Source organism: Virgisporangium aurantiacum, assembly GCF_016863635.1.
GTDB lineage: Bacteria > Actinomycetota > Actinomycetes > Mycobacteriales > Micromonosporaceae > Virgisporangium > Virgisporangium aurantiacum.
Map to the genome: position 1 here is coordinate 1 of NZ_BOPG01000016.1, position 20,680 is coordinate 20,680.

20 protein-coding genes are annotated in these 20,680 nt (G+C 69.7%); 7 read left to right on the forward strand and 13 right to left on the reverse strand.

Features of this window, described 5'->3' with window-relative positions; translation table 11 throughout:
* Nucleotides 1–97: 97 nt before the first annotated feature.
* A complete protein-coding gene (locus tag Vau01_RS13755; RefSeq protein ID WP_203991828.1) occupies nucleotides 98–1,732 on the reverse strand; it encodes a glycoside hydrolase family 13 protein in 1,635 nt (544 codons plus the stop codon).
* Nucleotides 1,733–1,835: 103 nt separating this feature from the next.
* Between Vau01_RS13755 and Vau01_RS13760 the strand changes: the two genes are divergently transcribed.
* Nucleotides 1,836–2,489, forward strand: coding sequence for a hypothetical protein (locus Vau01_RS13760; RefSeq protein ID WP_203991830.1), 654 nt, complete (start codon nucleotides 1,836–1,838; stop codon nucleotides 2,487–2,489).
* A gap of 200 nt (nucleotides 2,490–2,689) precedes the next feature.
* Here Vau01_RS13760 and Vau01_RS13765 read toward each other — a convergent pair whose 3' ends face one another.
* The 6 genes from Vau01_RS13765 to Vau01_RS13790 all read right to left on the reverse strand — a co-directional run bounded on the left by Vau01_RS13765 (nucleotide 2,690) and on the right by Vau01_RS13790 (nucleotide 10,703).
* A complete protein-coding gene (locus tag Vau01_RS13765) occupies nucleotides 2,690–3,604 on the reverse strand; it encodes a carbohydrate ABC transporter permease (RefSeq protein ID WP_203991831.1) in 915 nt (304 codons plus the stop codon).
* Nucleotides 3,601–4,542, reverse strand: a complete 942-nt coding sequence (locus Vau01_RS13770; protein ID WP_203991927.1) for a carbohydrate ABC transporter permease — start codon at nucleotides 4,540–4,542, stop codon at nucleotides 3,601–3,603. The genes Vau01_RS13765 and Vau01_RS13770 overlap by 4 nt, the downstream gene beginning before the upstream one ends.
* A gap of 231 nt (nucleotides 4,543–4,773) precedes the next feature.
* Complete coding sequence (locus Vau01_RS13775; protein WP_373320238.1) at nucleotides 4,774–6,057, reverse strand: ABC transporter substrate-binding protein; 1,284 nt, start codon at nucleotides 6,055–6,057, stop codon at nucleotides 4,774–4,776.
* 345 nt (nucleotides 6,058–6,402) lie between these two features.
* On the reverse strand, nucleotides 6,403–7,059 hold the full coding sequence (locus Vau01_RS13780) for a class F sortase (protein ID WP_203991833.1): 657 nt from the start codon (nucleotides 7,057–7,059) through the stop codon (nucleotides 6,403–6,405).
* On the reverse strand, nucleotides 7,056–7,910 hold the full coding sequence (locus tag Vau01_RS13785; protein ID WP_203991836.1) for a DUF4397 domain-containing protein: 855 nt from the start codon (nucleotides 7,908–7,910) through the stop codon (nucleotides 7,056–7,058). The genes Vau01_RS13780 and Vau01_RS13785 overlap by 4 nt, the downstream gene beginning before the upstream one ends.
* Before the next feature lie 144 nt (nucleotides 7,911–8,054).
* Complete coding sequence (locus Vau01_RS13790) at nucleotides 8,055–10,703, reverse strand: MGH1-like glycoside hydrolase domain-containing protein (RefSeq protein ID WP_203991839.1); 2,649 nt, start codon at nucleotides 10,701–10,703, stop codon at nucleotides 8,055–8,057.
* A 482-nt stretch (nucleotides 10,704–11,185) separates the two neighbouring features.
* Here Vau01_RS13790 and Vau01_RS13795 point away from each other — a divergent pair, with 482 nt between their 5' ends.
* Nucleotides 11,186–12,445: a glycosyltransferase family 4 protein gene (locus Vau01_RS13795; protein ID WP_203991933.1), complete on the forward strand. Its 1,260-nt coding sequence runs from the start codon at nucleotides 11,186–11,188 to the stop codon at nucleotides 12,443–12,445.
* Between the two features lie 235 nt (nucleotides 12,446–12,680).
* Here the strand turns inward: Vau01_RS13795 and Vau01_RS13800 are convergent, their stop codons facing one another.
* Nucleotides 12,681–13,313 carry a hypothetical protein gene (locus tag Vau01_RS13800; RefSeq protein ID WP_203991842.1) on the reverse strand — a complete coding sequence of 211 codons (633 nt, stop codon included), beginning with the start codon at nucleotides 13,311–13,313 and terminating at the stop codon, nucleotides 12,681–12,683.
* A gap of 205 nt (nucleotides 13,314–13,518) precedes the next feature.
* Between Vau01_RS13800 and Vau01_RS13805 the strand changes: the two genes are divergently transcribed.
* Nucleotides 13,519–14,766: an ATP-binding protein gene (locus tag Vau01_RS13805; protein ID WP_203991846.1), complete on the forward strand. Its 1,248-nt coding sequence runs from the start codon at nucleotides 13,519–13,521 to the stop codon at nucleotides 14,764–14,766.
* Between the two features lie 5 nt (nucleotides 14,767–14,771).
* On the opposite strand, the gene Vau01_RS13810 is transcribed toward Vau01_RS13805, so the two are convergent.
* Genes Vau01_RS13810 through Vau01_RS13830 form a run of 5 tightly spaced genes read right to left on the reverse strand, consistent with a single transcriptional unit; the run spans nucleotide 14,772 to nucleotide 18,857 of the window.
* Entirely contained in the window at nucleotides 14,772–15,410 is a 639-nt protein-coding gene (locus tag Vau01_RS13810) for a TetR/AcrR family transcriptional regulator (protein ID WP_203991848.1), read from the reverse strand.
* A gap of 27 nt (nucleotides 15,411–15,437) precedes the next feature.
* On the reverse strand, nucleotides 15,438–16,370 hold the full coding sequence (locus tag Vau01_RS13815; protein WP_203991850.1) for a lactonase family protein: 933 nt from the start codon (nucleotides 16,368–16,370) through the stop codon (nucleotides 15,438–15,440).
* Nucleotides 16,367–17,194 carry a metallophosphoesterase family protein gene (locus Vau01_RS13820; RefSeq protein ID WP_373320237.1) on the reverse strand — a complete coding sequence of 276 codons (828 nt, stop codon included), beginning with the start codon at nucleotides 17,192–17,194 and terminating at the stop codon, nucleotides 16,367–16,369. The genes Vau01_RS13815 and Vau01_RS13820 overlap by 4 nt, the downstream gene beginning before the upstream one ends.
* 2 nt (nucleotides 17,195–17,196) lie before the next feature.
* The gene (locus Vau01_RS13825) at nucleotides 17,197–17,565 is read right to left on the reverse strand and encodes an FKBP-type peptidyl-prolyl cis-trans isomerase (protein WP_203991852.1); all 369 of its coding nucleotides are present in this window, start codon (nucleotides 17,563–17,565) and stop codon (nucleotides 17,197–17,199) included.
* 14 nt (nucleotides 17,566–17,579) lie between these two features.
* The gene (locus Vau01_RS13830) at nucleotides 17,580–18,857 is read right to left on the reverse strand and encodes an aspartate aminotransferase family protein (RefSeq protein WP_203991854.1); all 1,278 of its coding nucleotides are present in this window, start codon (nucleotides 18,855–18,857) and stop codon (nucleotides 17,580–17,582) included.
* Between the two features lie 24 nt (nucleotides 18,858–18,881).
* Between Vau01_RS13830 and Vau01_RS13835 the strand changes: the two genes are divergently transcribed.
* The 4 genes from Vau01_RS13835 to Vau01_RS13850 are packed head-to-tail and all read left to right on the forward strand — an operon-like array spanning nucleotide 18,882 to nucleotide 20,679.
* The gene (locus tag Vau01_RS13835) at nucleotides 18,882–19,703 is read left to right on the forward strand and encodes an LLM class F420-dependent oxidoreductase (RefSeq protein WP_203991856.1); all 822 of its coding nucleotides are present in this window, start codon (nucleotides 18,882–18,884) and stop codon (nucleotides 19,701–19,703) included.
* Nucleotides 19,696–20,106, forward strand: a complete 411-nt coding sequence (locus tag Vau01_RS13840) for a TIGR03668 family PPOX class F420-dependent oxidoreductase (protein WP_203991858.1) — start codon at nucleotides 19,696–19,698, stop codon at nucleotides 20,104–20,106. Before Vau01_RS13835 ends, Vau01_RS13840 begins: the two co-directional genes overlap by 8 nt.
* A 40-nt stretch (nucleotides 20,107–20,146) precedes the next feature.
* A complete protein-coding gene (locus Vau01_RS13845; protein WP_203991860.1) occupies nucleotides 20,147–20,380 on the forward strand; it encodes a hypothetical protein in 234 nt (77 codons plus the stop codon).
* Entirely contained in the window at nucleotides 20,377–20,679 is a 303-nt protein-coding gene (locus tag Vau01_RS13850; RefSeq protein ID WP_203991862.1) for a type II toxin-antitoxin system PemK/MazF family toxin, read from the forward strand. Before Vau01_RS13845 ends, Vau01_RS13850 begins: the two co-directional genes overlap by 4 nt.
* Nucleotide 20,680: the final 1 nt, after the last annotated feature.

Below are 20,680 nucleotides of genomic sequence, written 5' to 3' on the forward strand. Positions count from 1 at the left end.
AAGAACGGCGAACGGAAGAACGGCGAACGGAAGAACGGCGAACGGAAGAACGGCGAACGGAAGAACGGCGAACGGAAGAACGGCGAACGGAAGAGCCTCAGAGGCTCGCCCACACCGTCGTGTCCGGCGGCACCGTTCCGCCCGGCCCGATCGGTCCGCTCGACAGCAGCGGCCATGCCCCGTCCGGTAGCCGCACCGCGTCCGCGCCGGTGTTCGCCATGATCAGTGTCGACCCGTTGCGCGCCACGAGCACCGGCCCCACCAGCGGGTCCACGATGGTCAGGGAACCGAGACCCAGACCCCGGTCGCGGCGCACGTGCAGCGCGGTCCGATAAAGCTCGAGCGTCGAGCCGTCGACGCCGCGTTGGCGGTCGGGTGCCAGGTCGCCGTACTCGGCGGGCTGCGGAAGCCAGCTGGCACCGGTCGGCGAGAAGCCGTACGCGGGCGCGTCGGAGCGCCACGGGACCGGCACCCGGCAGCCGTCCCGGCCGCGCGCCGTGAACGACGACCGGGACCAGGTCGGGTCCTGACGGACGTCGTCGGGCAGGGTCGTGTGCTCGGGCAGGCCCAGCTCCTCGCCCTGGTACAGGTAGGCGGCGCCGGGCAGCGCCAGCATCAGCAGCGTCGCGGCCCGGGCGCGCCGGAGCCCGAGCTCCGCGTCGGGTTGCGGGTCGTCGACCCCGATCCCCGTCCGCGGCTCCTCGCCCGGGGGAAAGGCCAACCGGGACGCGTGGCGCACGACGTCGTGGTTCGACAGCACCCACGTCGTGGGCGCGCCGACCGCGCCGGCAGCGGCGAGCGACCGTTCGATCAGCGGGCGCAGGGCGTCGGCGTTCCACGGCGCCAGGAGGTACTCGAAGTTGAAGGCCTGGTGCATCTCGTCCGGACGCACGTAGCGAGCCAGCCGCTCCGGCGGCTCGACCCATGCCTCAGCCACCAGGATGCGGTCGGGGCCGTACGAGTCGACCACCGAACGCCACTCGCGGTAGATGTCGTGGACGCTCTCCTGGTCCCACATCGGCGGCGCCTCGGCATCCGGCTTGTATACAACCGGTCCACTGCTGCCGTGCGCCCAGTCGACATCGAGCTGCTTCACCAGGCCGTGCGCCACGTCGACGCGGAACCCGTCGACGCCGCGGTCGAGCCAGAACCGCAGGACGTCGTCGAACTCGGCCCGCACCGCCGGGTGATCCCAGTTGAAGTCGGGCTGCCGGACGTCGAACAGATGCAGGTACCACTGGCCGGGGCTGCCGTCGGGCTCGGTGATCCGCGTCCAGGCCGAGCCGCCGAAGACGCTCTCCCACCCGGTGGGCGGCTCGCCGGAGGCGAGGCCGTCGCGGAAAACGTACCGGTCGCGCATGGGATGGCCGGGACCGCCGGCGACGGCCGCACGGAACCACGAGTGCTCGTCGGAGCTGTGGTTCGGCACCAGGTCGACGATGACCCGCAGGCCCAGTTCCTTCGCGCGCGCCACCAGCGTGTCGAAGTCGGCCAGGGTGCCGAAGAGCGGATCGACCGACCGGTAGTCGGCGACGTCGTACCCGGCGTCGGCCTGCGGCGACGGGTAGAACGGCGACAGCCACAGCGCGTCGACGCCGAGGTCGGCCAGGTGGTCGAGGCGCGCGGCGATGCCGGGCAGGTCACCGAACCCGTCACCGTCGGAGTCGGCGAACGACCGCGGATACACCTGGTAGATGACGGCGGTGCGCCACCAGTCGTCGGTTGAGCCCATCCGACCAACTGTAGGCGGCGGCCTGTCGCCGACGAGCGCGCCTCGGTAAATTGAGAGCCCACCCAATCTGCGCTGTCAAGGGATGGTCGACATGGACGTCGACATGAAAGATGACATGGACGACGACCGTCACCTCGAAGTCAGCACCGTGGCCGTGACGGTCTGGACGCCCGAGCCCACCGAGCACGAACCCGTGCCCGAGGTGCCGCCGAAGTCCGACACCGACCGCACCGTGCTGCGGCTGAAGATCGGGCTGGCCGCCGCGATCGCGGTCGCCGTGGCGCTGGCCGGCGCGCTGTTCGTCGTGCGGCACCAGTCCAGCGAGGAGCAACTGGTCACGGAGGCCGTCGCCGCCTACACCAAGGCCTGGAACGCCCACGACGCCAAGGCGGTCCGCGCGGCGATGGCGCTCAACGGCACGTTCTCGGCCAGCGACAGCCTCCAGCAGATGCCGATGTTCACCGCGTACAGCGGTCCGGAACTGGAGCGGGTGCTCAACAAGCTGTTCGACGCGGGCGTCACCTTGGAGACCACCAGCCGGGTGCTCATCGCCGGCGATCACACGTCGCGCGCCACGGTCGCGCAGAAGTTCACGTACACCGTCTACGGCCTACCGGTGGCGGAGGACGGCCTCTCCCAGTTCACGCTCCAGGCCGGCGAGGGTGCCGACCGGGGCAAGCTGGTCATCGCGCAGCACCTGTGGTGGCGCCCCCGCCCACCCAGCTCCCCGTCGATGCTCTGGATCCTCGAGTCCTGATCCGGCGGGCCGCTTCCGGACTCTGAGCGGGGTGGGACGGGGTACCTCGGCGTCGATCTTGCAGTTGTGGTGGGCCGCAAACAGCAGCAAATACCGGCGAACCAGGCACCACAACTGCAAGATCGACGCCTGGGGGCGGTCGAGACGTGGAACGGCGGGCCGGATGATCCGGCCCGCCGTTTGTACTGCGAAATCGGGGGCTAGCCCTTCAGGCCACCGGCCAGCAGGCCGCGGACGAAGTAGCGCTGGAGCGCCAGGAAGACCACGACCGGCACGATGATCGACACGAACGCGCCGGCGGACAGCAGATGCCAGGCGTTACCCCGGGTGCCGCTGAGGTTGGCCAGCGCCACCGTGATGGGTGCGGTGTCGGGACCACCACCGGCGAACGTCAGGGCGACCAGCAGGTCGTTCCACGTCCACAGGAACTGGAAGATGCCGAACGCCGCCAGCGCCGGGGTGAGGAGCGGCAGCAGCACCCGGAAGAAGATCGCCACGTGACCGGCACCGTCGACCCGGGCCGCCTCCAGCAGCCCCGGCGGGATCTCCTTCATGAAGTTGTGCAGCAGGAAGATCGCCAACGGCAGTGCGAACGTCGAGTGTGACAGCCACACCGGCCAGAACGAACCGCTCAGGTCGAGGTCGACGAACAGCGTCAGCAGCGGGAGCAGCGTGACCTGGATCGGCACGATCTGCAGGGCGAAGACCACGACGAAGAGGAAGTCGCGTCCGGGGAACTTGACCCACGCGAACACGTAGGCGGCGAAGGACGCGAGAACCAGCGGGATGAGCGTCGACGGAATGACGATCACGAACGAGTTGACGAAGTAGCTGCCCAGCGCCGACTGGCCCTCGGCGGCGAGCACCGTCTGGTAGTTCTTGAACGAGATCTGCGGATCGGTGAAGAACGTCCACCACCCGGTGGTGAGGATGTCCTTCTCCGGCCGGATCGACGACACCGCCAGGCCGAACGTCGGCAGCGTCCAGAGGATCGCGATGAACAGCGCGATGATCGACGCGATCGGGCTGGTGAGCTTCTTCTTGGCCTTCGTCGAGGCCGCTACGGGGGCCGCCACCGCAGGGGTGGTGGTGGTCGGAAGACTGGCTGTGCTCATCGTGCCTCCGATGCCCGGAGCTGCCGGATGTTGTAGACGACGATCGGGATCACCAGGATGAACAGCAGCACCGCGAGGGCGGCGCCGAGGCCCTGGTTGTCGGCCCGGAAGCTCTGGCTGTAGAACTCGTTCGCCACAACACTGGTGTCGAAGTTGCCACCGGTCATCGTGCGCACGATGTCGAACACCTTCAGCGTGCCGATACCGATCGTGGTGAGCACCACGACCACGGCCGGCCGGATGCTGGGCAGGGTCACGAAGCGGAACATGCCCCACGGGGTGACGCCGTCGAGCCGGGCGGCTTCGATCACGTCGTCCGGAATCGCCTTGATGGCCGCGGAGAGCACGGTCATCGCGAAGCCGGCCTGGATCCAGATCATGACGACGACCAGGAACAGCGTGTTCAGCGGTGTTTCGAGCAGCCACTGGGTGGGCTCGCCGCCCAGCCAGACCACGATCTGGTTGAGCAGACCGATCTGCTTGATGTTGCCCTGGTCGGGCCGGTACTCGTAGACGAACTTCCAGATGATCGACGCGGCGACGAACGAGATCGACATCGGCAGGAAGATGACGGCCTTCGCCAGCGACTCGATCCGCGCCCGGTCGACGAGGATCGCGTACAGGAGACCGATGCCGGTGGCGACGAACGGCGTCACCACCACCCAGATCACGGTGTTCCGGAGAACGGTGAGCTGATCCTTCGACGTGAAGATCGTCTCGTAGTTGTCGATCCCGATGAACGAGGTACCCGGGGCGTCGTAGAACGAGTTGATGATGGTGAGGACGCCCGGATAGATGAGCCCGACAGCGAGCATCACCGCGACCGGAAGCAGGAACACCAGCGCCACTACCCGGTCGCCCCGCCGCCCGCCGAACCGCGACGCGATCAGCAGAATGACCGCAATGACCGCGGCGAAGATCGCCAGCGCGATCCCCATGTCGAGAAATTTCTCAGCGGTGGTCACGCAGACCGTCACCTCCCTTACGTTTCGTTAATCCCCCGCTGGGGAGCGGGACGGCCGGGTGCACCTTCGCCGGCAAGGCCGTCTCGCGAAGCTTCGCGTTGCGACCCGCCCGTGCCGCCGGTGCACCCGGCCGTCCCGTTCTACCCTGAGTTGATCTGCAGCGAAATAGCTAGGAAATACTTTGTTCGCAGATCTCCGGCTGACCTACTTCGGCCAGGACGCCTCGATGTTGTCAACCGTCGCCTGGGTGCTCTGGCCGGTGATCCAGCTCGTGGCCTGCTTCCAGAACGAGTTGGCGCCCACCGCGCCCGGCATCAGGTCGGAACCGTCGAACCGGAACACGGTCTTCGGGTCCTGCAGCAGCTGCAGCGACAGCTTGTCGACCGGGCTGCACTTGCAGTCCTCGATCTTCAGGCCCTTGTTGGCGCTGACCACGGTGCCGCCCAGCTTGGACTTCACGTTCGCCCAGGTGTCGCTGGACATGTAGGTCTGGAACGCCTTGACCTCGGGACGGTCGGCGAACGCCGTGACGAACTCGCCACCACCGAGCACCGGCTTGTCGCCAGCGCTCTTGCCCGGCAGGAAGAACGCGAACACCTGGCCGTCCTCGGACACGTTGGTGCCGGCGGGCCAGTTGGCGGCGTAGAAGCTCGCCATCCGGTACATGGAGCAGTTGCCCGCGAGGATCGCCTGGCCGGCGTCCTGGAACGTGGTGCTGGCGATGCTCTTCACGTCGCCGTAACCGCCGTTGACGAACTTCGGCTCCTTGAGGTACTTACCGGCCTCGTCGAACGCGGCACGCGGGCCGGCCGAGTTGAACGGGATGTCGTGCTTGACCCACTTGTCGTACTCCTCCGGCCCGGACAGGCGGAGCAGCATGTCCTCCACCCAGTCGGTGACCGGCCAACCGGTGGCCTCACCACTGGAGATACCCGCGCACCACGGCTTCTTGTTCTTGCCCGCGATGGTGTTCGACAGGGCGTACAGCTCGTCGAGCGTGGTGGGGATCTTGTAGTTGTTCTGCTTGAACTCCTGCGGGGAGTACCACACGAGCGACTTGACGTTGGCGCTCATGGGGGCGGAGTAGAACTTGCCGTTGACCGTCCCGTAGGCCTTCCAGTCCTTGCTCCAGAACTTGTCGACGTTCGCGACAACCTCGGCCGGTGCCTCCTTGACGGCGCCGGTGGCGACCAGCTGCTGCAGGAGACCGGGCTGCGGGACGATGCCGATGTCGGGCGCGTTTCCGGCGCGGGCGCGCACCAGGATCTGCGTCTCGAAGGACTTGTCGCCCTCGTACTTGATGGTGACGCCGGTGCACTCTTCGAAAGGCTTGAAGGAGGCGATGTAAGCGGCGTCTTCGGGCTGAACGATGCCGGTGTAGAAGCTGACCGACTTGCCCTTCAGGTCACCGAACTTGGTATATGGAGCGCAATCGATACTTCCGGTCTGAGCAGGCTCGTCTTCACCGGTGCTACCGCATGCCGCCATCGTTGCCACAAGGCCGAGCGCGCTGGCCGCCGCTGCGACGCGCAACTTTGCGCGCCCCGGCCGGGTGGAGCGTAGGGACATGTCCCCGTCCTTTCCGTCATTTCCCGGAGCCGCGCTGAACGCGCGCAGAACTCCGGAGAACACTTCGCCATCAGTCAAGGCGGTCACCATGTCTGGGGCAATGGTTATCGTTTGATCGACTCGGTAACGATTTCGTATTGCCCCGGCAACCGCGATTTGACCTCGATCATCCGCACAGTACATGCCTGTACCGCCCCCGTCCCGCTCGTCCGGTGCTGTGTGAACGGATCGGTACGGGGGTGTTATCCGGGTAAGTAGCGGCCGTCAGGCGGCGACCGCGTAAACGACGATGTTGTCCTCATATGACCGGCGACTGCGGTCGAACGTGCCACCGCAGGTGATCACCCGTAGCTCCGGTACCGGGGTGGGGCTGTAGACCCGCTCGGTGGGGAACTGGTTCTTGGGATAGCGCTCGCTGGCCACCACCCGGAACGGGATCCACCGGTCGCCGCGGAGCACCTCCACGACGTCACCCGCCTTCAGATCCCGCAGCCGGTAGAAGACGGCCGGACCGGCGGCCGAGTCGACGTGACCGGCGATCACGGCCGGGCCGATCTCGCCCGGCACCACGCCGCCGGTGTACCAGCCGGCCTTGGCGAAGTCGACCGGACCGGCCAGGGCACCGGTGCCGTCGACCGCCAGCGACTCCAACGGGCTGTCGACCCCGATCGCCGCGATCCGCACCTGGCTGGGCGGCGGCAACGCGGCCGGTTCGGTGGCCGGCGCGGCCTCGATGGCGAGCGGACCCGCCGTCGGCGACCCGGTGCCCGCGGCCGTGGCGGGCCCGCCGCCGTCGTCACCGCCGCGGAACATCACCGCGCCGCCCGCGATCAGGCCGACGACGACCACCACGGCCAGCGCGATGAGGAGATTGCGGGCCCCGGACCGGTGCCGGATGACCCGCCAGTCAGCACCCGTCACAAGTCCTGACGCCCCCCGATGCGCACCGAGGAACGCCGCCGCATCGCCATCAGGGCACCGCCCGCGACCAGGACGCTCACCAGGACGATCGCGGTGGTCGCCGCCCACGGGAACGGTGCGGTACCACCGGCGCCGGTGTCGACCCCGCCCAGCGGGACCTGCGCGCCGGCCCGCGCGTCGACGCGGACCTCCACCGTGAGGCCGCCGTTCTTGCCGTCGAGCACCAGCACAGAGTAGACCCCGCCGGCGGCGCAGTTCGCCGCGACCTCAGTGGCGGTCGTCGATCCGCTCGGCTGCAGTTTGAGCGGCCACTTGCCCGGCTCGACCTCCCGGTAGTCGGTGGTGGTGGCGAACGCCGCGCCGGTGGCGATGGTGGCGCCGGTGGTGGCCACGGAGACGTCGAGCTGGGGTGCCCGCACCGACGCGTTGACCACCCGTACCTTGGCCTTGCCCGCCGACGGCAGGGCCAGGTCGTCGGTGATCACCCGCAGCCCCAGGTCGGCGAACCGGCCGACGCCGGCCACCGTGTACGCGCCGCCGGCGGTGACCGTGACGCTGGTGCTCAGCACCGGCTGGCTGGACTCGGCGGCGCCGACGTTGCGCATCGCGACCGAGTACGTGCCGGTGTCGAGCGGCAGGTACGTCGACACGGTGCCGTACCCGACGGCCGGGAACTTGCGCGGGGCGCCACCGGCGACCGAGCTCAGGTACACGTCGACCGCGGGGGTATCGGGCGAGAGGTGGGCCAACCGCACATATCCCACCGCCGCCGCCCGGGCCGGAGCCCCGAAGAGGACGAGCGGCAGAGCGAGGACGAGCACGGACAGCCAGGACCGGACGGCCTTCGACATGGCGACCCCCAGGGGGAAACGGGTTGCACAGATGACAGCCTTCGGCGATGGGTCTACCGGCGCCGCCACACCCCGTCAAGCGGAGCAGTGCGAGATCACCCGTTGTGGATACAACGATTTGCCCACAGCGGTGGACCAAACCGGTCAACGGTGCAGTTCGAGGATCAGATCGAGGACGAGGGCCGTCCATCCGGTCTGGTGCGAGGCACCCAGACCGGCACCGGTGTCGCCGTGAAAGTACTCGTAGAACAGCACCTGGTCGCGCCACCGCGGGTCGACGAAGGGTGACGACGGCCGGCGGCCGTCCGCGGCGATCGTGAAAAGGCTGATCAGACGCCGGGAAAGATCGTCGGCGACGAGCGCCAGCGGCACCCGCTCCCCCGACCCGACCGGGTACTCCACCCGCAACGTGTCGCCGAAGAAGTCGGCGTACCGGCGCAGCGCGTCGATCAGGATGTAGTTGACCGGCAGCCAGATCGGCCCGCGCCAGTTCGAGTTGCCGCCGAACAGGCCGCTGGTCGACTCCCCCGGCTCGTAGCCGACGGTGAAGTCGCTGCCGGCGAGGTGCACGGTGAACGGCTCGCCCAGATGGTGCCGGGACAGCGTGCGCAGGCCGAAGTCGGAGAGGAACTCGTCGGGCGAGAGCATCCGGGTCAGCACGCGGACCAGTTGCCCCGTGCCCACCATCGACAGCAGCCGCAACTGCCGCCCGCCGTGTGACGAGCGGGCGCCCACGATGTCGGTGTAGGCGGGCCGGTTCGTCAGGAACCACCGCAGGCGGTCGGTGAGGTCGGGCAGCTTGCGCAGCATCCGGACCGGGATGATCGCGGCCGCCGCGAGCGGCAGCAGCCCGACGACCGAGCGCACGCGCAGCGGCACCCGGTGCCCGTCGGAGGTGCGCAGCACGTCGTAGAAGAACGCGTCGTCGTCGTCCCACAGGCCGGACGTCGAGGCGGCCTCGGCGATGTACGCGAAGTGCTCGAAGAACTTGGTGGCCAGGTCCTCGTACACCGGGTCGCGGTCGGCCAGGATCAGCGCGATCTCCAGCATGTTGAGCGCGTACATCGCCATCCAGGCGGTGCCGTCGCTCTGCTCGAGCACCCCGGCGACCGGCAGCGCCGCCGACCGGTCGAACGGACCCACGTTGTCCAGGCCCAGGAAGCCGCCCTCGAACACGTTGTTGCCGCTGGTGTCCTTGCGGTTGACCCACCAGGTGAAGTTCAACAGAAGTTTGTGCAGTGTCCGCGCAAGGAACGCGTGGTCGCGGCCGCCGTCGAGTTCGAAGACGCGCAGCGCCGCCCACGCGTGCACCGGCGGGTTGACGTCGCCGAACGCCCACTCGTAGGCCGGGATCTGCCCGTTGGGGTGCATGTACCAGTCCCGCAGCAGCAGAAGAAGCTGCGACTTGGCGAACCCGGGGTCGACCCGCGCGATCGACACGCAGTGGAACGCCAGGTCCCAGGCCGCGTACCAGGGGTACTCCCACGGGTCCGGCATCGAGATGACCTCGTGGCTGGTCATGTGCCACCAGTGGCTGTTGCGACCGTAGCGGCGCGACGCCGGTGGCGGGTCGCTCGCCGGGTCGCCGGCCAGCCATCGAGCGACGTCGAAGTGGAAAAACTGCTTCCCCCACATCAGGCCGGCCACCGCCTGCCGGAGAACCAGGGCCTCGTCCGTCGAGGCGCCGGCCGGCGTGAGCGTCCGGTAGAAGTCGTCGGCCTCGCGCCGCCGCGCGGCCATGACACCGGCGAAGGCATCGCCCAGATCAGGAGAGCCCAGATCAGGAGAGCCGAGATCGGGAGGCCCGTCGGGCGCGAGTGTCAGGCGCAGGCGGACCCGCGCCGTCCCGCGCGCTTCGACATCGAGGACGTAGTGCAGCGCGGCCTTCGTACCGACGCCGTCCGGGTTCACCGAGTCGGCGCCGTGCACCAGGAAATCGTTGAAGCCGTCCTTGGGGTGGGCCGACCGGCCGGCCTGTCCCCAGAGGCGGCCGGTGTTGGTCTCGTTGTCGCAGAACAGCTGACCCGGCGCGCCGTCGCCGGCGAGCACCAGTCGCCCGAGGTCCTTGTGCTCTCCGACGAGAGCACCGCTCCCGCTACGGATCCGCGGCACGTAGTCGCGACCCGGCAGGCCCCACGCCCAGGTGTTGCGGAACCACAACTGAGGCAGCAGGTGCAGGGTGGCCCTCGCGTCGCCCCGGTTCTCCACGGTGACCGTCATGCACAGGTCGGTGGGACCGGCCTTGGCGTAGTCGACGGTGACCGCCCAGTACCGGTCGTCGTCGAAGACGCCCGTGTCGGCCAGTTCGTACTCGGGGTCGTGCCGGCCCCTCTTCGCGTTGGTGTGCACGAGGTCGGCGTACGGGAACGCGTCCTGTGGATAGTGGTAGCGCCACGTCATCCACGAGTGGGTCGGCGTGGAGTCGAGGTACCACCAGTACTCCTTGGCGTCCTCGCCGTGGTTGCCGCCGTCGCCGTCGAGGCCGAACATCCGCTCCTTGATGATCGGGTCGACGCCGTTCCACAGGGCCAGGCCGAAGCAGAACACCTGCCGCTCGTCGCAGACGCCGGCCATGCCGTCCTCGTTCCAGCGGTACGCGCGGGACCGGGCGTGGTCGTGCGGGAAGTAGTCCCAGACGGTGCCGTACTCGCTGTAGTCCTCGCGGACGGTCGCCCAGGCGCGCTCGCTGAGGTACGGCCCCCAGGCGCGCCAGGCCACCGCGCCCGCGTCGGCGTCACGCAGCCGGCGTCGCTCGGCGTCCTCCCCGCCGGGCCGGCCCGCGTCCCCGATCATGGACCAATTGTGCGATGGGCCTGTTACGAATCAGTGCGAAGATCTCTGGTCTGGACCGGCGGTGTCTTCCGTGGACTTTTCGCACGGTCCGGAAAATCCACCTCACATGGAGCGCGGGTTACTCGAAGGTATGCATTCGAATCTGGCAGAATGGTGCCTCGGCTCGATGAGCGAAACCGCTGATGCGCACCTCTCCGCACGTGGCTGCCGGCTGCCTGTTCCAGGCTCCGGTCGGTCGCGGAAATCAGCCGTGTCCGCAGTCGGGTGAGCCAAGATGTTGGATGAGCTTTACGAAGCGGAAATCTGAATTGCACCCGCGTTAATAGCCGGGCTGCACACTGCGGGAGTAACACCGTCAACTCGCGTACCCACGGGGGGCGCCGTTGATTGCTGTGCGCGTTTGGAAGTAGATCAACTCGGGAAGAGGGCGCCTCGTGCAGATCACCACCAGCAACCAAGGCCGCTCCCGAGCCCGGGTCCTGATGCTCTCCTGGGAGTACCCGCCGGTGGTCGTCGGTGGTCTCGGCCGGCACGTGCACGCGCTGTCCACCGCCCTCGTCCGGGCCGGGCACGAGGTCACCGTGGTCACCCGGCACGCACCCGGCGCGCCCCTCGAGGAGTACGCCGAGGGCGTGCGGATCGTCCGGGCCCCGGAGGACCCGCCGCTGTTCCCGCTCGACCCCGACAACATGCTCGCGTGGACGATGGCGTTCAACCACACGCTCACCCGCTCGGCGCTGCGCGCCGCCGAGAACGGCGAGTACGACGTCATCCACGCCCACGACTGGCTGGTGGCCCACTCCGCGGTCACCCTCAAGGAGCACCTCGACCTGCCGCTGGTCGCCACCATCCACGCCACCGAGGCCGGCCGGCACCAGGGTTGGCTGCCCGAGCCGATGAACCGGTGCATCCACAGCGTCGAGTGGTGGCTGGCGCACGAGGCCTGCCGGGTCATCGTCTGCTCCGAGTACATGCGGTGGGAGGTCAACCGGCTGCTGGAGATCCCCACCGGGCGCATCGAGGCGGTGCCCAACGGCGTCGACGTCGGCGCGTTCCAGGCCTCCTCCCGGGCCGTGGTCGCCGCCCGCGCCCGGTTCGCCGGCACCGGACCGATGATCGGGTTCGCCGGCCGCCTGGTGTACGAGAAGGGCGTCCAGGATCTGCTGGCCGCCGTCCCCCGGCTGGCCTCCGAACACGCCGGCCTCCGGGTGGTTCTCGCCGGCGACGGACCCTACAAGGCCGATCTCGTCGACGAGATCCGCAGGCACCGCCTGCACAACGTCGTCTCGTTCACCGGGTTCCTCGGCGTCGGCCAGTTGCCCGCGGTCATGGCCGCCACCGACACGATGGTCGTCCCGAGCATCTACGAGCCGTTCGGCATGGTGGCGCTGGAGGCCGCGGCCGCCGGCGCGCCGCTCGCCGTCGCCAGCACCGGCGGCCTGGCCGAGATCGTGCACTCCGGCGAGACCGGCATGACGTTCCCGGCCCAGAACCCCGACGCCCTGGCCGACGCGGTCGGCTCCCTGCTCGCCGACGAGCCGTTGGCCCGCCGGGTGGCCACCCGCGCCAAGGCGATGGTGGGCGAGCGCTACGGCTGGGCGACGATCGCGGAGAACACCGCGGCCGTCTACGCCCGCGCCGGCGGCGAGTCACCGGTGTTCGCCGCCGAGCAGACGGCCGCGGAAATGGAGTTCGGCCGCCCCTCGATCGTGGTGCCCGAGGGAAACCTGTTGGCTGTCTGAGTTATTTCCCAGGCTCTTGTGAGCTAAGTATCGGACGGGTTGGTGGCTGAGCCGGTGATCAGCTTGTACCGTTGAGCCCAAGCCGACGTGGGACAGTGTCCCCGGGCCTCAACTGAAATAGCATTCGCGGAATACCGTTCGGCTGGAGCCGCGTCTCGCAACTCGCCGCGAGGCGACCGCCACGTCGGCCTGAACGTGGAAGAACGGCCCGGGACCCACGTCCCGGGCCGTTCTGTCATGCCGCCGGGGAGAGTTCGGGCAGCAGGGTGCCCAGCACGTCGTGGACGTGCTCCATCGCCTCGTCGGCGGTCAGGTTCGAACGCGCGCCCTCCGGGTCTCCCCCGGACACGTAGCTCCACCGGTTGTCGGCCTCGGCCGACACGGTGACCCAGGCGTTCTGCACCTGCGCCGAGTGCGCCGTGAACGAGGCGACGGCCGGCCGGTGCGCGTCCAGGAACGGGCGGGCCAGTTGCAGCAGCGGCTCCCGCCGGTCGATGGCCGGGTCGACGCCGGTCACGTCGAAGCAGCGGTACGCGCGGGGCGCCAGCAGGAATCGCACGATGCCGGACTCGAACAGCAGGGCCCCGTCGGCGGTCTGGTCGGCGACCAGGCCGACCTGCACGCAGATGCGCGGCCGGGCCAGGCCCTCGGTGATCGCGACCAGCTCGGGCGCCAGCTCCACCTGCTGCCCGGTGCCGGGCGCCACCAGGTGACGCAGCAGCAGCGAACCCAGGCCGGCGGCGATCACCGGCTCGGCGCGGTCGGCATCGGTGAAGCCGAGCAGGTCCGGTGCCGGCGAGCCGCTGGTGCCGCTCACCGACAGCAGGAACGCTAGTTCGGCGGCGGTCAGGCTGATCCGGTCGGTCATCTCGCTCCTCAACTCGTCGGGCGCCGCACGCCGGCGCCCCGGTTCGCCAGGCTCAACGCCTCAGCCAGAAACCGGTCGCGGCCCCGGAAACCACCAATCGCGGAGCACACGCCCTCGGGCGTCCTAGGAGGCTAGGTTGATTGCTCGGCCGGCCGAACGTGGCGAACCGGCCGCGCCGGCGGAGCGTCCTTCATATTCTCGAAGCGTGGCCGAGGGAACCGACGAACGCAGCCGCCTCGAAGCGCTCTCCCGCTACGGGCTGCTCGACGCCATCCCGAACCCGGACCTGCAGTCGGTCGTCGACCTGGCCGCGTACCTGTGCGGGGCACCCAACGCCGTCGTCAACATCATCGACGCCGACCACCAGCGCCAGCTCGCCGCCGCCGGGTTCGAGCCCGGCACGGTCGCCCGGTGCGACTCGATGTGCACGGTGACCATCGAGGAGAGCGAGCCGGTGCTCGTACCGGACGCGACGAAGGACGACCGGTTCAACCGCAACCCCTACGTCACCGGTGCGCTCGACAGCGTCCGCTTCTACGCGGCCTCGCAGCTGCGCGAGCCCGGCGGCGAGGTGCTCGGGACGCTGTGCGTCTTCGACAACGAGGTGCGGTCCCTCACCGGCGAACAGCGCGACGGCCTCGACAAGCTCGCCCACATGGTGATGGACGTGCTGGAACTGCGCCGCCACGCCGAACTGCTCCGGGAGGCGCTGCACGAGGTCCGCAGCACCAGCGACGAACTGCTCCGCTCGAACGCCGCCCTCAGCGACTTCGCCGGCCAGGTCAGCCACGACCTGAAGAACCCGCTCACCGGCATCCTCGGCTTCGTCGCGACGGTCGCCGACCTGCCGGCGGTCGCCGCCGACGCGGACGCGCACAAGATGCTGGGACGCGCGCTGAGTTCGGCGACGCGGATGTGGCGGATGATCGAGGACGTGCTCTCGCACGCGTCCGCCGGCAGCCGGCAGGACCTGCAACGGGTGCCGCTGCAGGAGGTCGCCCGCTGGGTCGTCGACGACCTGGAGCCGACGATCAACGCCGCCGGGGCCACGGTCCGGGTGACCGCGCTGCCGACCGTCATCGGCGACGGGACGCAGTTACGCGTGCTGCTGCAGAACCTGGTGAGCAACGCGGTGAAGTTCCGCCGCCCCGACGTGCCCTGCGAGGTGCGCATCTCCGCACAGGAGGACATCCACGGCTGGACGCTGGCCGTCACCGACAACGGGATCGGCATCCCGCCCGCCGACCGGGAACGCGTGCTGGAGCTGTTCACCCGGCTGCGGCCGGACATCGAGGGGTCCGGGATCGGGCTGGCCACCGTCCGTCGCATCGTGGCTGCACACCAGGCGACCCTGCAGATCGACGGGACGCCGGGCGGCGGCACCACGATCCACGTCAACCTGCCCCGGCGCCGGGCGCAGCTCGCACCGGAACTCGCGGCCGCACTCACATAGAGCGATTACGTGAAAAGACCGTGGTGGATCGTCTCCACGAGCCATTCCTGGTACCGCACCCAGCTCCAGCCCCGCCGTTCCACCAGCCGTTCGACCACGTCCGGGCCGGTGAGCGTCCACACGATGTCGGCGCCCTCGTCGACCGTGACCCCCGGACGCAGGCCGAACCGGTCGTCGAGCGCCCGGACGATGTTGTGCGAGCCGATCGCCCGCTCGGTCTCGATGGTTTCGACGAACGCCCGCAGGTCGGGGTCGCCCGCGGCGGCCTGTGCGGTGGCGACCCGCACCAGCGGGCCGACCCGGGTCCACAGCAGTTCGCAGATCCGCGCGTAGGCGACGAGCGACGCCCGGGCCGACGGCGCGTCGAGCACGCGCTCGAACTCCGGCCGGCCGGAGAGCGGGATCGGCTCGTCGTCGCCGGCGAGGGTCACGTCGTAGACGGTCTTGAACACGGTCGCCTTGCTGCCGACCAGGTTGTAGACGGTCTGCTGGCTCACCTCGGCGTGCGCGGCGATCGCGTCGAGGGTGGTGCCGACGTACCCGCCGGCGAGGAACAGCTCACGGGCGGCGTCGAGGATGCGTATCCGGGTGCGGCGGGTCTTCGCCAGCCGCAGGGCGCTGTCGTACCGGCGGGTCTCCGCCACAGCGCCTCCTCAAGACCGTCCGGAAAACTATACCGGGACGACGCAGGACGGCCCCGGCATCGCCAGCGGCGTACCGAACGGCGTCAGCACGCCGTCGTCGAACCGGAACGCGACCACCTCGCCGGCCCGCTCGTTCGCGACGTACACCCGCCGGCCGTCCACGCTGAACACCATGTCGCGCGGGAACTCGCCGCACGGGTAGGTGCCGAGCAGGCGGAGGTCGGTGTCGAAGACGGCGACGCTGTCGTGGAAGCGGTTCGCGACGAGCACGAACCGGCCGTCGGGCGACACCCGGATCGCCGACGGGTGATTGGTCGACGAAACCCCGGGCGGCAGCGTCGACACGGTCTCCCCCAGCGTCACGACGCCGTCCACGAACGTGCCGGCAGTGAGCGTGGAGTGGAGTTCGTTCACCACGTACACGCGCTCGTCATAAGGATGGAACGCGAGGTGCCGGGGGCCGGCGCCGTGCGGCTGGGTGGCGACGTGGTGCTCCACGAGGCGGCCGTCGACGAGCGCGTAGGTCGTCACCGTGCCGAGGCCGAGGTGCACGGCCAGGATCCAGCGCCCGCCGGGGTCGGCGTGGATCCAGTGCGCGGACGGCTTTCCGGTGTCGAGCACGTGCGTCGGCGCGCCCAGCGAACCGTCCGAAGCCAAGGGGTGCACGGTCAGGTGGCCGGATCCCCAGTGCGCGGTGAGAACAAAAGCATCGTGCACCGACACGTGGCACGGCCCCGCGCCGCCGCTCGGCACGGTGCCCAGCAGGGCCGGGCCATTCAACGCGAACACGCTCAGCAGGCCCTCGTCGAGTTCGTGGCACGCCACCAGGAACCGGCCGTCCGGCGAGACGGCGAGATACGTCGGGTCGGCCGGACAGTCCACTGTGGACCCGACCGCCAGCCCCTCGTCCGTCTCATCAGCCACGTACAGGGGTGACGAATAGCCTCCGAGGTAGATCACGGTGCAACAGGGTACGGCAGCACCTGCCGCGGCCCGGGCGGGCCGCCGAGCCGCCGCCACTCGCGCGGGTAACCGACCGACACCTCCTCGAACCGCACCCCGTCGTACCAGGTGGTGCGCGGGATGTGCAGGTGCCCGTACACCACGCAGGCCGCGTTGTAGCGAAGGTGCCAGTCGGCCGTGTGCTCGGTGCCGCACCACTGGGCGAACTCGGGGTAGCGCAGCACCCGCGTCGGCTCCCGCACCAGCGGGTAGTGGTTGACGAACACGACCGGCTCGGTCAGCGCCGCGAGGCGATCGCGGGTCGAGGCGAGCCGCGCCGCGCACCACGCGTCGCGGCTCGGGTAGGGGTCGGGGTGCAGGCGGTACTCGTCGGTGCAGATCACGCCCGCGTTCTGCGCGACCTCCAGCGCCTCCTCCTTGGTGGCGGTCCCCTCCGGCCGGAACGTGTAGTCGTACCCGATGAACAGCGGCACGATCGTGACGCCGTTCCACGAGACGTACGGGTCCTCGGGCGTGATCACGCCCAACGACCGGCACACCTCCACGAGCCGCTCGTACCGTTCCACGCCCCGCAACTGCACCGGATCGTTCTTCGACGTCCACAGCTCGTGGTTCCCCGGTGCCCACACGACCCGGGCGAACCGCTCGGCGAGCAGCGACAGCGTCCACTCCACGTCGTCCACGCGTTCGGCGACGTCGCCGGCGACCAGCAGCCAGTCGTCGTCGGAGGTCGGGCGCAGGGTGGAGGCGTGCGCGCGGTTCTCGGCATAGGCGACGTGCAGGTCGCTGATCGCCAGCAACCTGCCCGTCGCCGATTCCACTGTCAGTTGACGCCGACCAGGTCGACCACGAAGATCAACGTCTCACCGGGCTTGATCACGCCGCCGGCACCCCGGTCGCCGTAGCCCAGGTGCGGAGGAATCGTGAGCTTGCGGCGTCCACCGACCCGCATCCCCTCGACACCCATGTCCCAGCCCTTGATCACCTGGCCGCCGCCGAGCCGGAAGGCGAACGTGTCGTTCCGGCCCCAGGAGGAGTCGAACTCCTGCCCGGTCGAGTGCGACACGCCCACGTAGTGCACCGACACCTGGGCGCCCTTCGTCGCCTCCGGACCATCACCGACGGTGATGTCCTCGATGTCGAGGTTGGCGGGCGGCGGGCCGGCGATGGGCCCCACGTCTGGCTTCTGCATGCGCCCATCCTGCCTTACCCGGCCGCCAGGAACCCCCGGCGGTCGGCCAGGAACGCCTCGACGGCGGCCGTGAACTGGTCACATTCGGTGTCGCCGACGGCGAGCGACAGCGCGACCATGCCGCGCCGGGCCACGTGGATCCCGCGCTCGAGGAGGTCGAGGAAGAAGAGTTCGCGCAGTCGCGGGTCGGCGCCATCGGCCGCCGCGGCGTTTGTCGGTGGTTCAGAAAGAAAGTGGACGGCGAGCATGGACCCGATCCCCGAGAAGTGGGCGGGCAGCCCGGCCGTGAGCGCGTTCAGCCGCTCGCGGAGCGCGTCGCCGCGGGCGTTCAGCGCGACGGCCGCCGCCGGCGTGTAGACCTCGGTGAGCCCCGCCAGCCCGGCCGACATCGTCAGCACGTTGTTGTTGAACGTGCCGGGATGCGCGACGGCATCGGGACGCGACGGGTCGAACCGCTCCATCACGTCGCGCCGGCCGCCGAACGCGCCGAACGACATGCCGCCGCCGATGTACTTGCCGATCGTGGTGAGGTCGGGGGTGATCCCCAGCAGGGCCTGCCGCCCGCCGGCCGACAGCCGCGACGTCATCACCTCGTCGAAGATCAGCAGGGCACCGTGTTCGGTGGCCTTCCGCCGCAGCGCCGTGAGGAACTCGGGCGTGCCCGGGATGCAGCCGCCGGAACCGAGCACGGGTTCCACCAGGACGGCGGCGTACTCATCCGTGATGTCGACATCGGGGTCGTTGTAGGTGGCGATCACGAACTCGTGCGGCAGGTTCAGCGGGTCGCCGTGCCCGCCGTGGAACGACAGGACGCTGCCGTGGTAGCCGCCGTCGAAGACCAGCACCTTCCGGCGTCCCGTATGCAGTGTCGCCGTGGCGAGCGCGAGCGTGTTCGCCTCGGTGCCGGAGTTGGTGAACCGCAGCAGCTCCATCGACGGGATCCGCGCCGAGATCGCCGCCGCGAACGGACCCTCGAGCATGGTGTGACCGCTGAGGTTGATGCCGTCGTCGAGGGCCCTCCTGACCGCGGCCATGATCACCGGGTGCGAGTGGCCGTACAGCCCGGCCGTGTACTCGCCGACGAGGTTGACGTACTCGTGGCCGTCGGCGTCCCAGACCCGGCAGCCCTCGCCCCGCACGATGCCGAGCGGGAACGGCGGGTGGTACAGGACGCTGCGGGTGTTCCCGCCGGGCAGGGCCGCGGCCGCCGCCTCGTACCGCTCCCGACTCTTCGGGTTCTTGCCGGCGTACCGCTCCCGCGCCTCTGCGACCGCCGTGTCGAGCCTGCTCACGATCGCGAGTCTACGATCGCGAACGTGGAATTCGGAGTGGGCTACTTCCCGACGCACGACGGCATCGGCCCGGCCGAGCTGGCCAAACTGGTCGAGGAGCGCGGCCAGGAGTCGCTGTTCTTCGCCGAGCACACGCACATCCCGGCCAGCCGGGACAGCCCGTGGGGTGGTGGTCCGGTGCTGCCGCAGAAGTACTGGCACTGCTACGACCTGTTCGTCGCGGTCACCGCGGCGCTGGTCGCCACCACGCGGCTGCGCGTCGGCAGCGGCGTCTGCCTGGTCGTCGAGCGCGACCCCATCACCACGGCGAAGGAGGTCGCCAGCGTCGACCGCATCTCCGGCGGCCGGTTCGAGTTCGGCATCGGCGCCGGCTGGAACCGCGAGGAGATGCGCAACCACGGCACCGACCCGCGCACCCGGATGGCGCTGCTGGGCGAACGGGTCGAGGCGATGAAGGCGATCTGGACGCAGCACGAGGCGTCCTACCGGGGGACGTACGTGAACTTCGACCGGATCTGGCAGTACCCGAAACCGGCCCAGCGCCCGCACCCCCCGATCCTCGTCGGCGGCGAGGGCCCGACGGTGCTCGACCGCGTGCGGTCGTACGGCTCGGCCTGGTTCCCCAACTTCTCCGGCTCCGACGAGTTCCGCGACCGCATCGTCGAGGCCGCCCGCACCGTCGAGGTCCAGGTGTGCGGCGCGCCCACCGACGTCGCGACGCTCGACCGCTTCCGGCAGGCCGGCGTGACCCGCGTGGTGCGCTGGCTGCCGACCGGCCCGCGCGGCCACGTCGAAGGCGCGCTCGACCGGTGGGAGCAGGCGATCGCCGAGCTCGTCGGTGCCTAGCCTCGACCCCGGGCAGGCTCGCCTGCGGTTCGCGGCGGCCCGGGTGGCCCGGTTGGCGACGGCCGACGCGACCGGCGCGCCGCACGCGGTCCCGATGGTCTTCGCTCTGACGGGAGACACGATCTACAGCGCGGTCGACGCGAAGCCCAAGCGCACGACCGCGCTGCGCCGCCTGGCGAACGTGCGCGCCAACCCCCGGGTCGCCGTCCTGGCCGACCACTACGACGACGACTGGTCGACCCTGTGGTGGGTCCGCGCCGACGGCGAGGCCCGCGTCCTCGACCAGGCACCCGAGGCGCTGACCGTGCTGGCGGCAAAGTACGAGCAGTACCGGAACACCCCACCGCAGGGCCCGTTCCTCGCGATCGAGGTGCGCCACTGGTCCGGCTGGTCGGCCTCCTGACGGGCACCCGATACCGCCAGACAGCGGTACAGTACGCGGTATGAAGGTCAAGACATCGCTCACGTTGGATCAGGACCTCATGCCGGTCGTTCGCCACCATGCCGCTCGGGCCGGGGTCGACCTCTCGACGTGGGTCGAGAAGGCCATCCGTGACCGGGCCGCGCACGAGGATCTTCTGGCGTACGAGGAGTGGCGGGCGTCGTGGTCGCAGGAAGACAAGGACATCGAGGCCGCGTTCGAGGCTGCTGACCGGGCCGAAGAGCTGACCGCGTGAACAAGGGCCTGGTGGTGGAGTACGTCATCGGCAACCAGCAGGCGCGCGTCGTGCTGGTGTCGGCATCCCGGTACAACCCCGGCCGCGGCACCTTCGCCGTGATCCGGCAGGCCACCGGCGCCCCTCCGCCGCCCAGTGTCACCGTGGTCACCGAGCCGGGAGACGCCGTCGCGGGCGTCGTCGACCTCACCCGTCTGCGACCGCTGGATCCGGACTCGGTCCGGCGCCGGGTCGGCGCGCTCACCGCGACGACCATGCGACGGGTGGACACCGCCCTGCGCAACTACCTCGACCTCTGAG

What these genes read in the sequence shown, in the direction of transcription:
- Vau01_RS13790 (WP_203991839.1), bottom strand. Translation starts at nt 10,703, where the DNA reads ATGATCGGGGACGCGGGCCGGCCCGGCGGGGAGGACGCCGAGCGACGC.
- Vau01_RS13775 (WP_373320238.1), bottom strand. Translation starts at nt 6,057, where the DNA reads ATGGCGGCATGCGGTAGCACCGGTGAAGACGAGCCTGCTCAGACCGGA.
- Vau01_RS13825 (WP_203991852.1), bottom strand. Translation starts at nt 17,565, where the DNA reads ATGCAGAAGCCAGACGTGGGGCCCATCGCCGGCCCGCCGCCCGCCAAC.
- Vau01_RS13770 (WP_203991927.1), bottom strand. Translation starts at nt 4,542, where the DNA reads ATGGGGATCGCGCTGGCGATCTTCGCCGCGGTCATTGCGGTCATTCTG.
- Vau01_RS13755 (WP_203991828.1), bottom strand. Translation starts at nt 1,732, where the DNA reads ATGGGCTCAACCGACGACTGGTGGCGCACCGCCGTCATCTACCAGGTG.
- Vau01_RS13765 (WP_203991831.1), bottom strand. Translation starts at nt 3,604, where the DNA reads ATGAGCACAGCCAGTCTTCCGACCACCACCACCCCTGCGGTGGCGGCC.
- Vau01_RS13800 (WP_203991842.1), bottom strand. Translation starts at nt 13,313, where the DNA reads ATGACCGACCGGATCAGCCTGACCGCCGCCGAACTAGCGTTCCTGCTG.
- Vau01_RS13785 (WP_203991836.1), bottom strand. Translation starts at nt 7,910, where the DNA reads ATGTCGAAGGCCGTCCGGTCCTGGCTGTCCGTGCTCGTCCTCGCTCTG.
- Vau01_RS13760 (WP_203991830.1), top strand. Translation starts at nt 1,836, where the DNA reads ATGAAAGATGACATGGACGACGACCGTCACCTCGAAGTCAGCACCGTG.
- Vau01_RS13795 (WP_203991933.1), top strand. Translation starts at nt 11,186, where the DNA reads ATGCTCTCCTGGGAGTACCCGCCGGTGGTCGTCGGTGGTCTCGGCCGG.
- Vau01_RS13845 (WP_203991860.1), top strand. Translation starts at nt 20,147, where the DNA reads ATGAAGGTCAAGACATCGCTCACGTTGGATCAGGACCTCATGCCGGTC.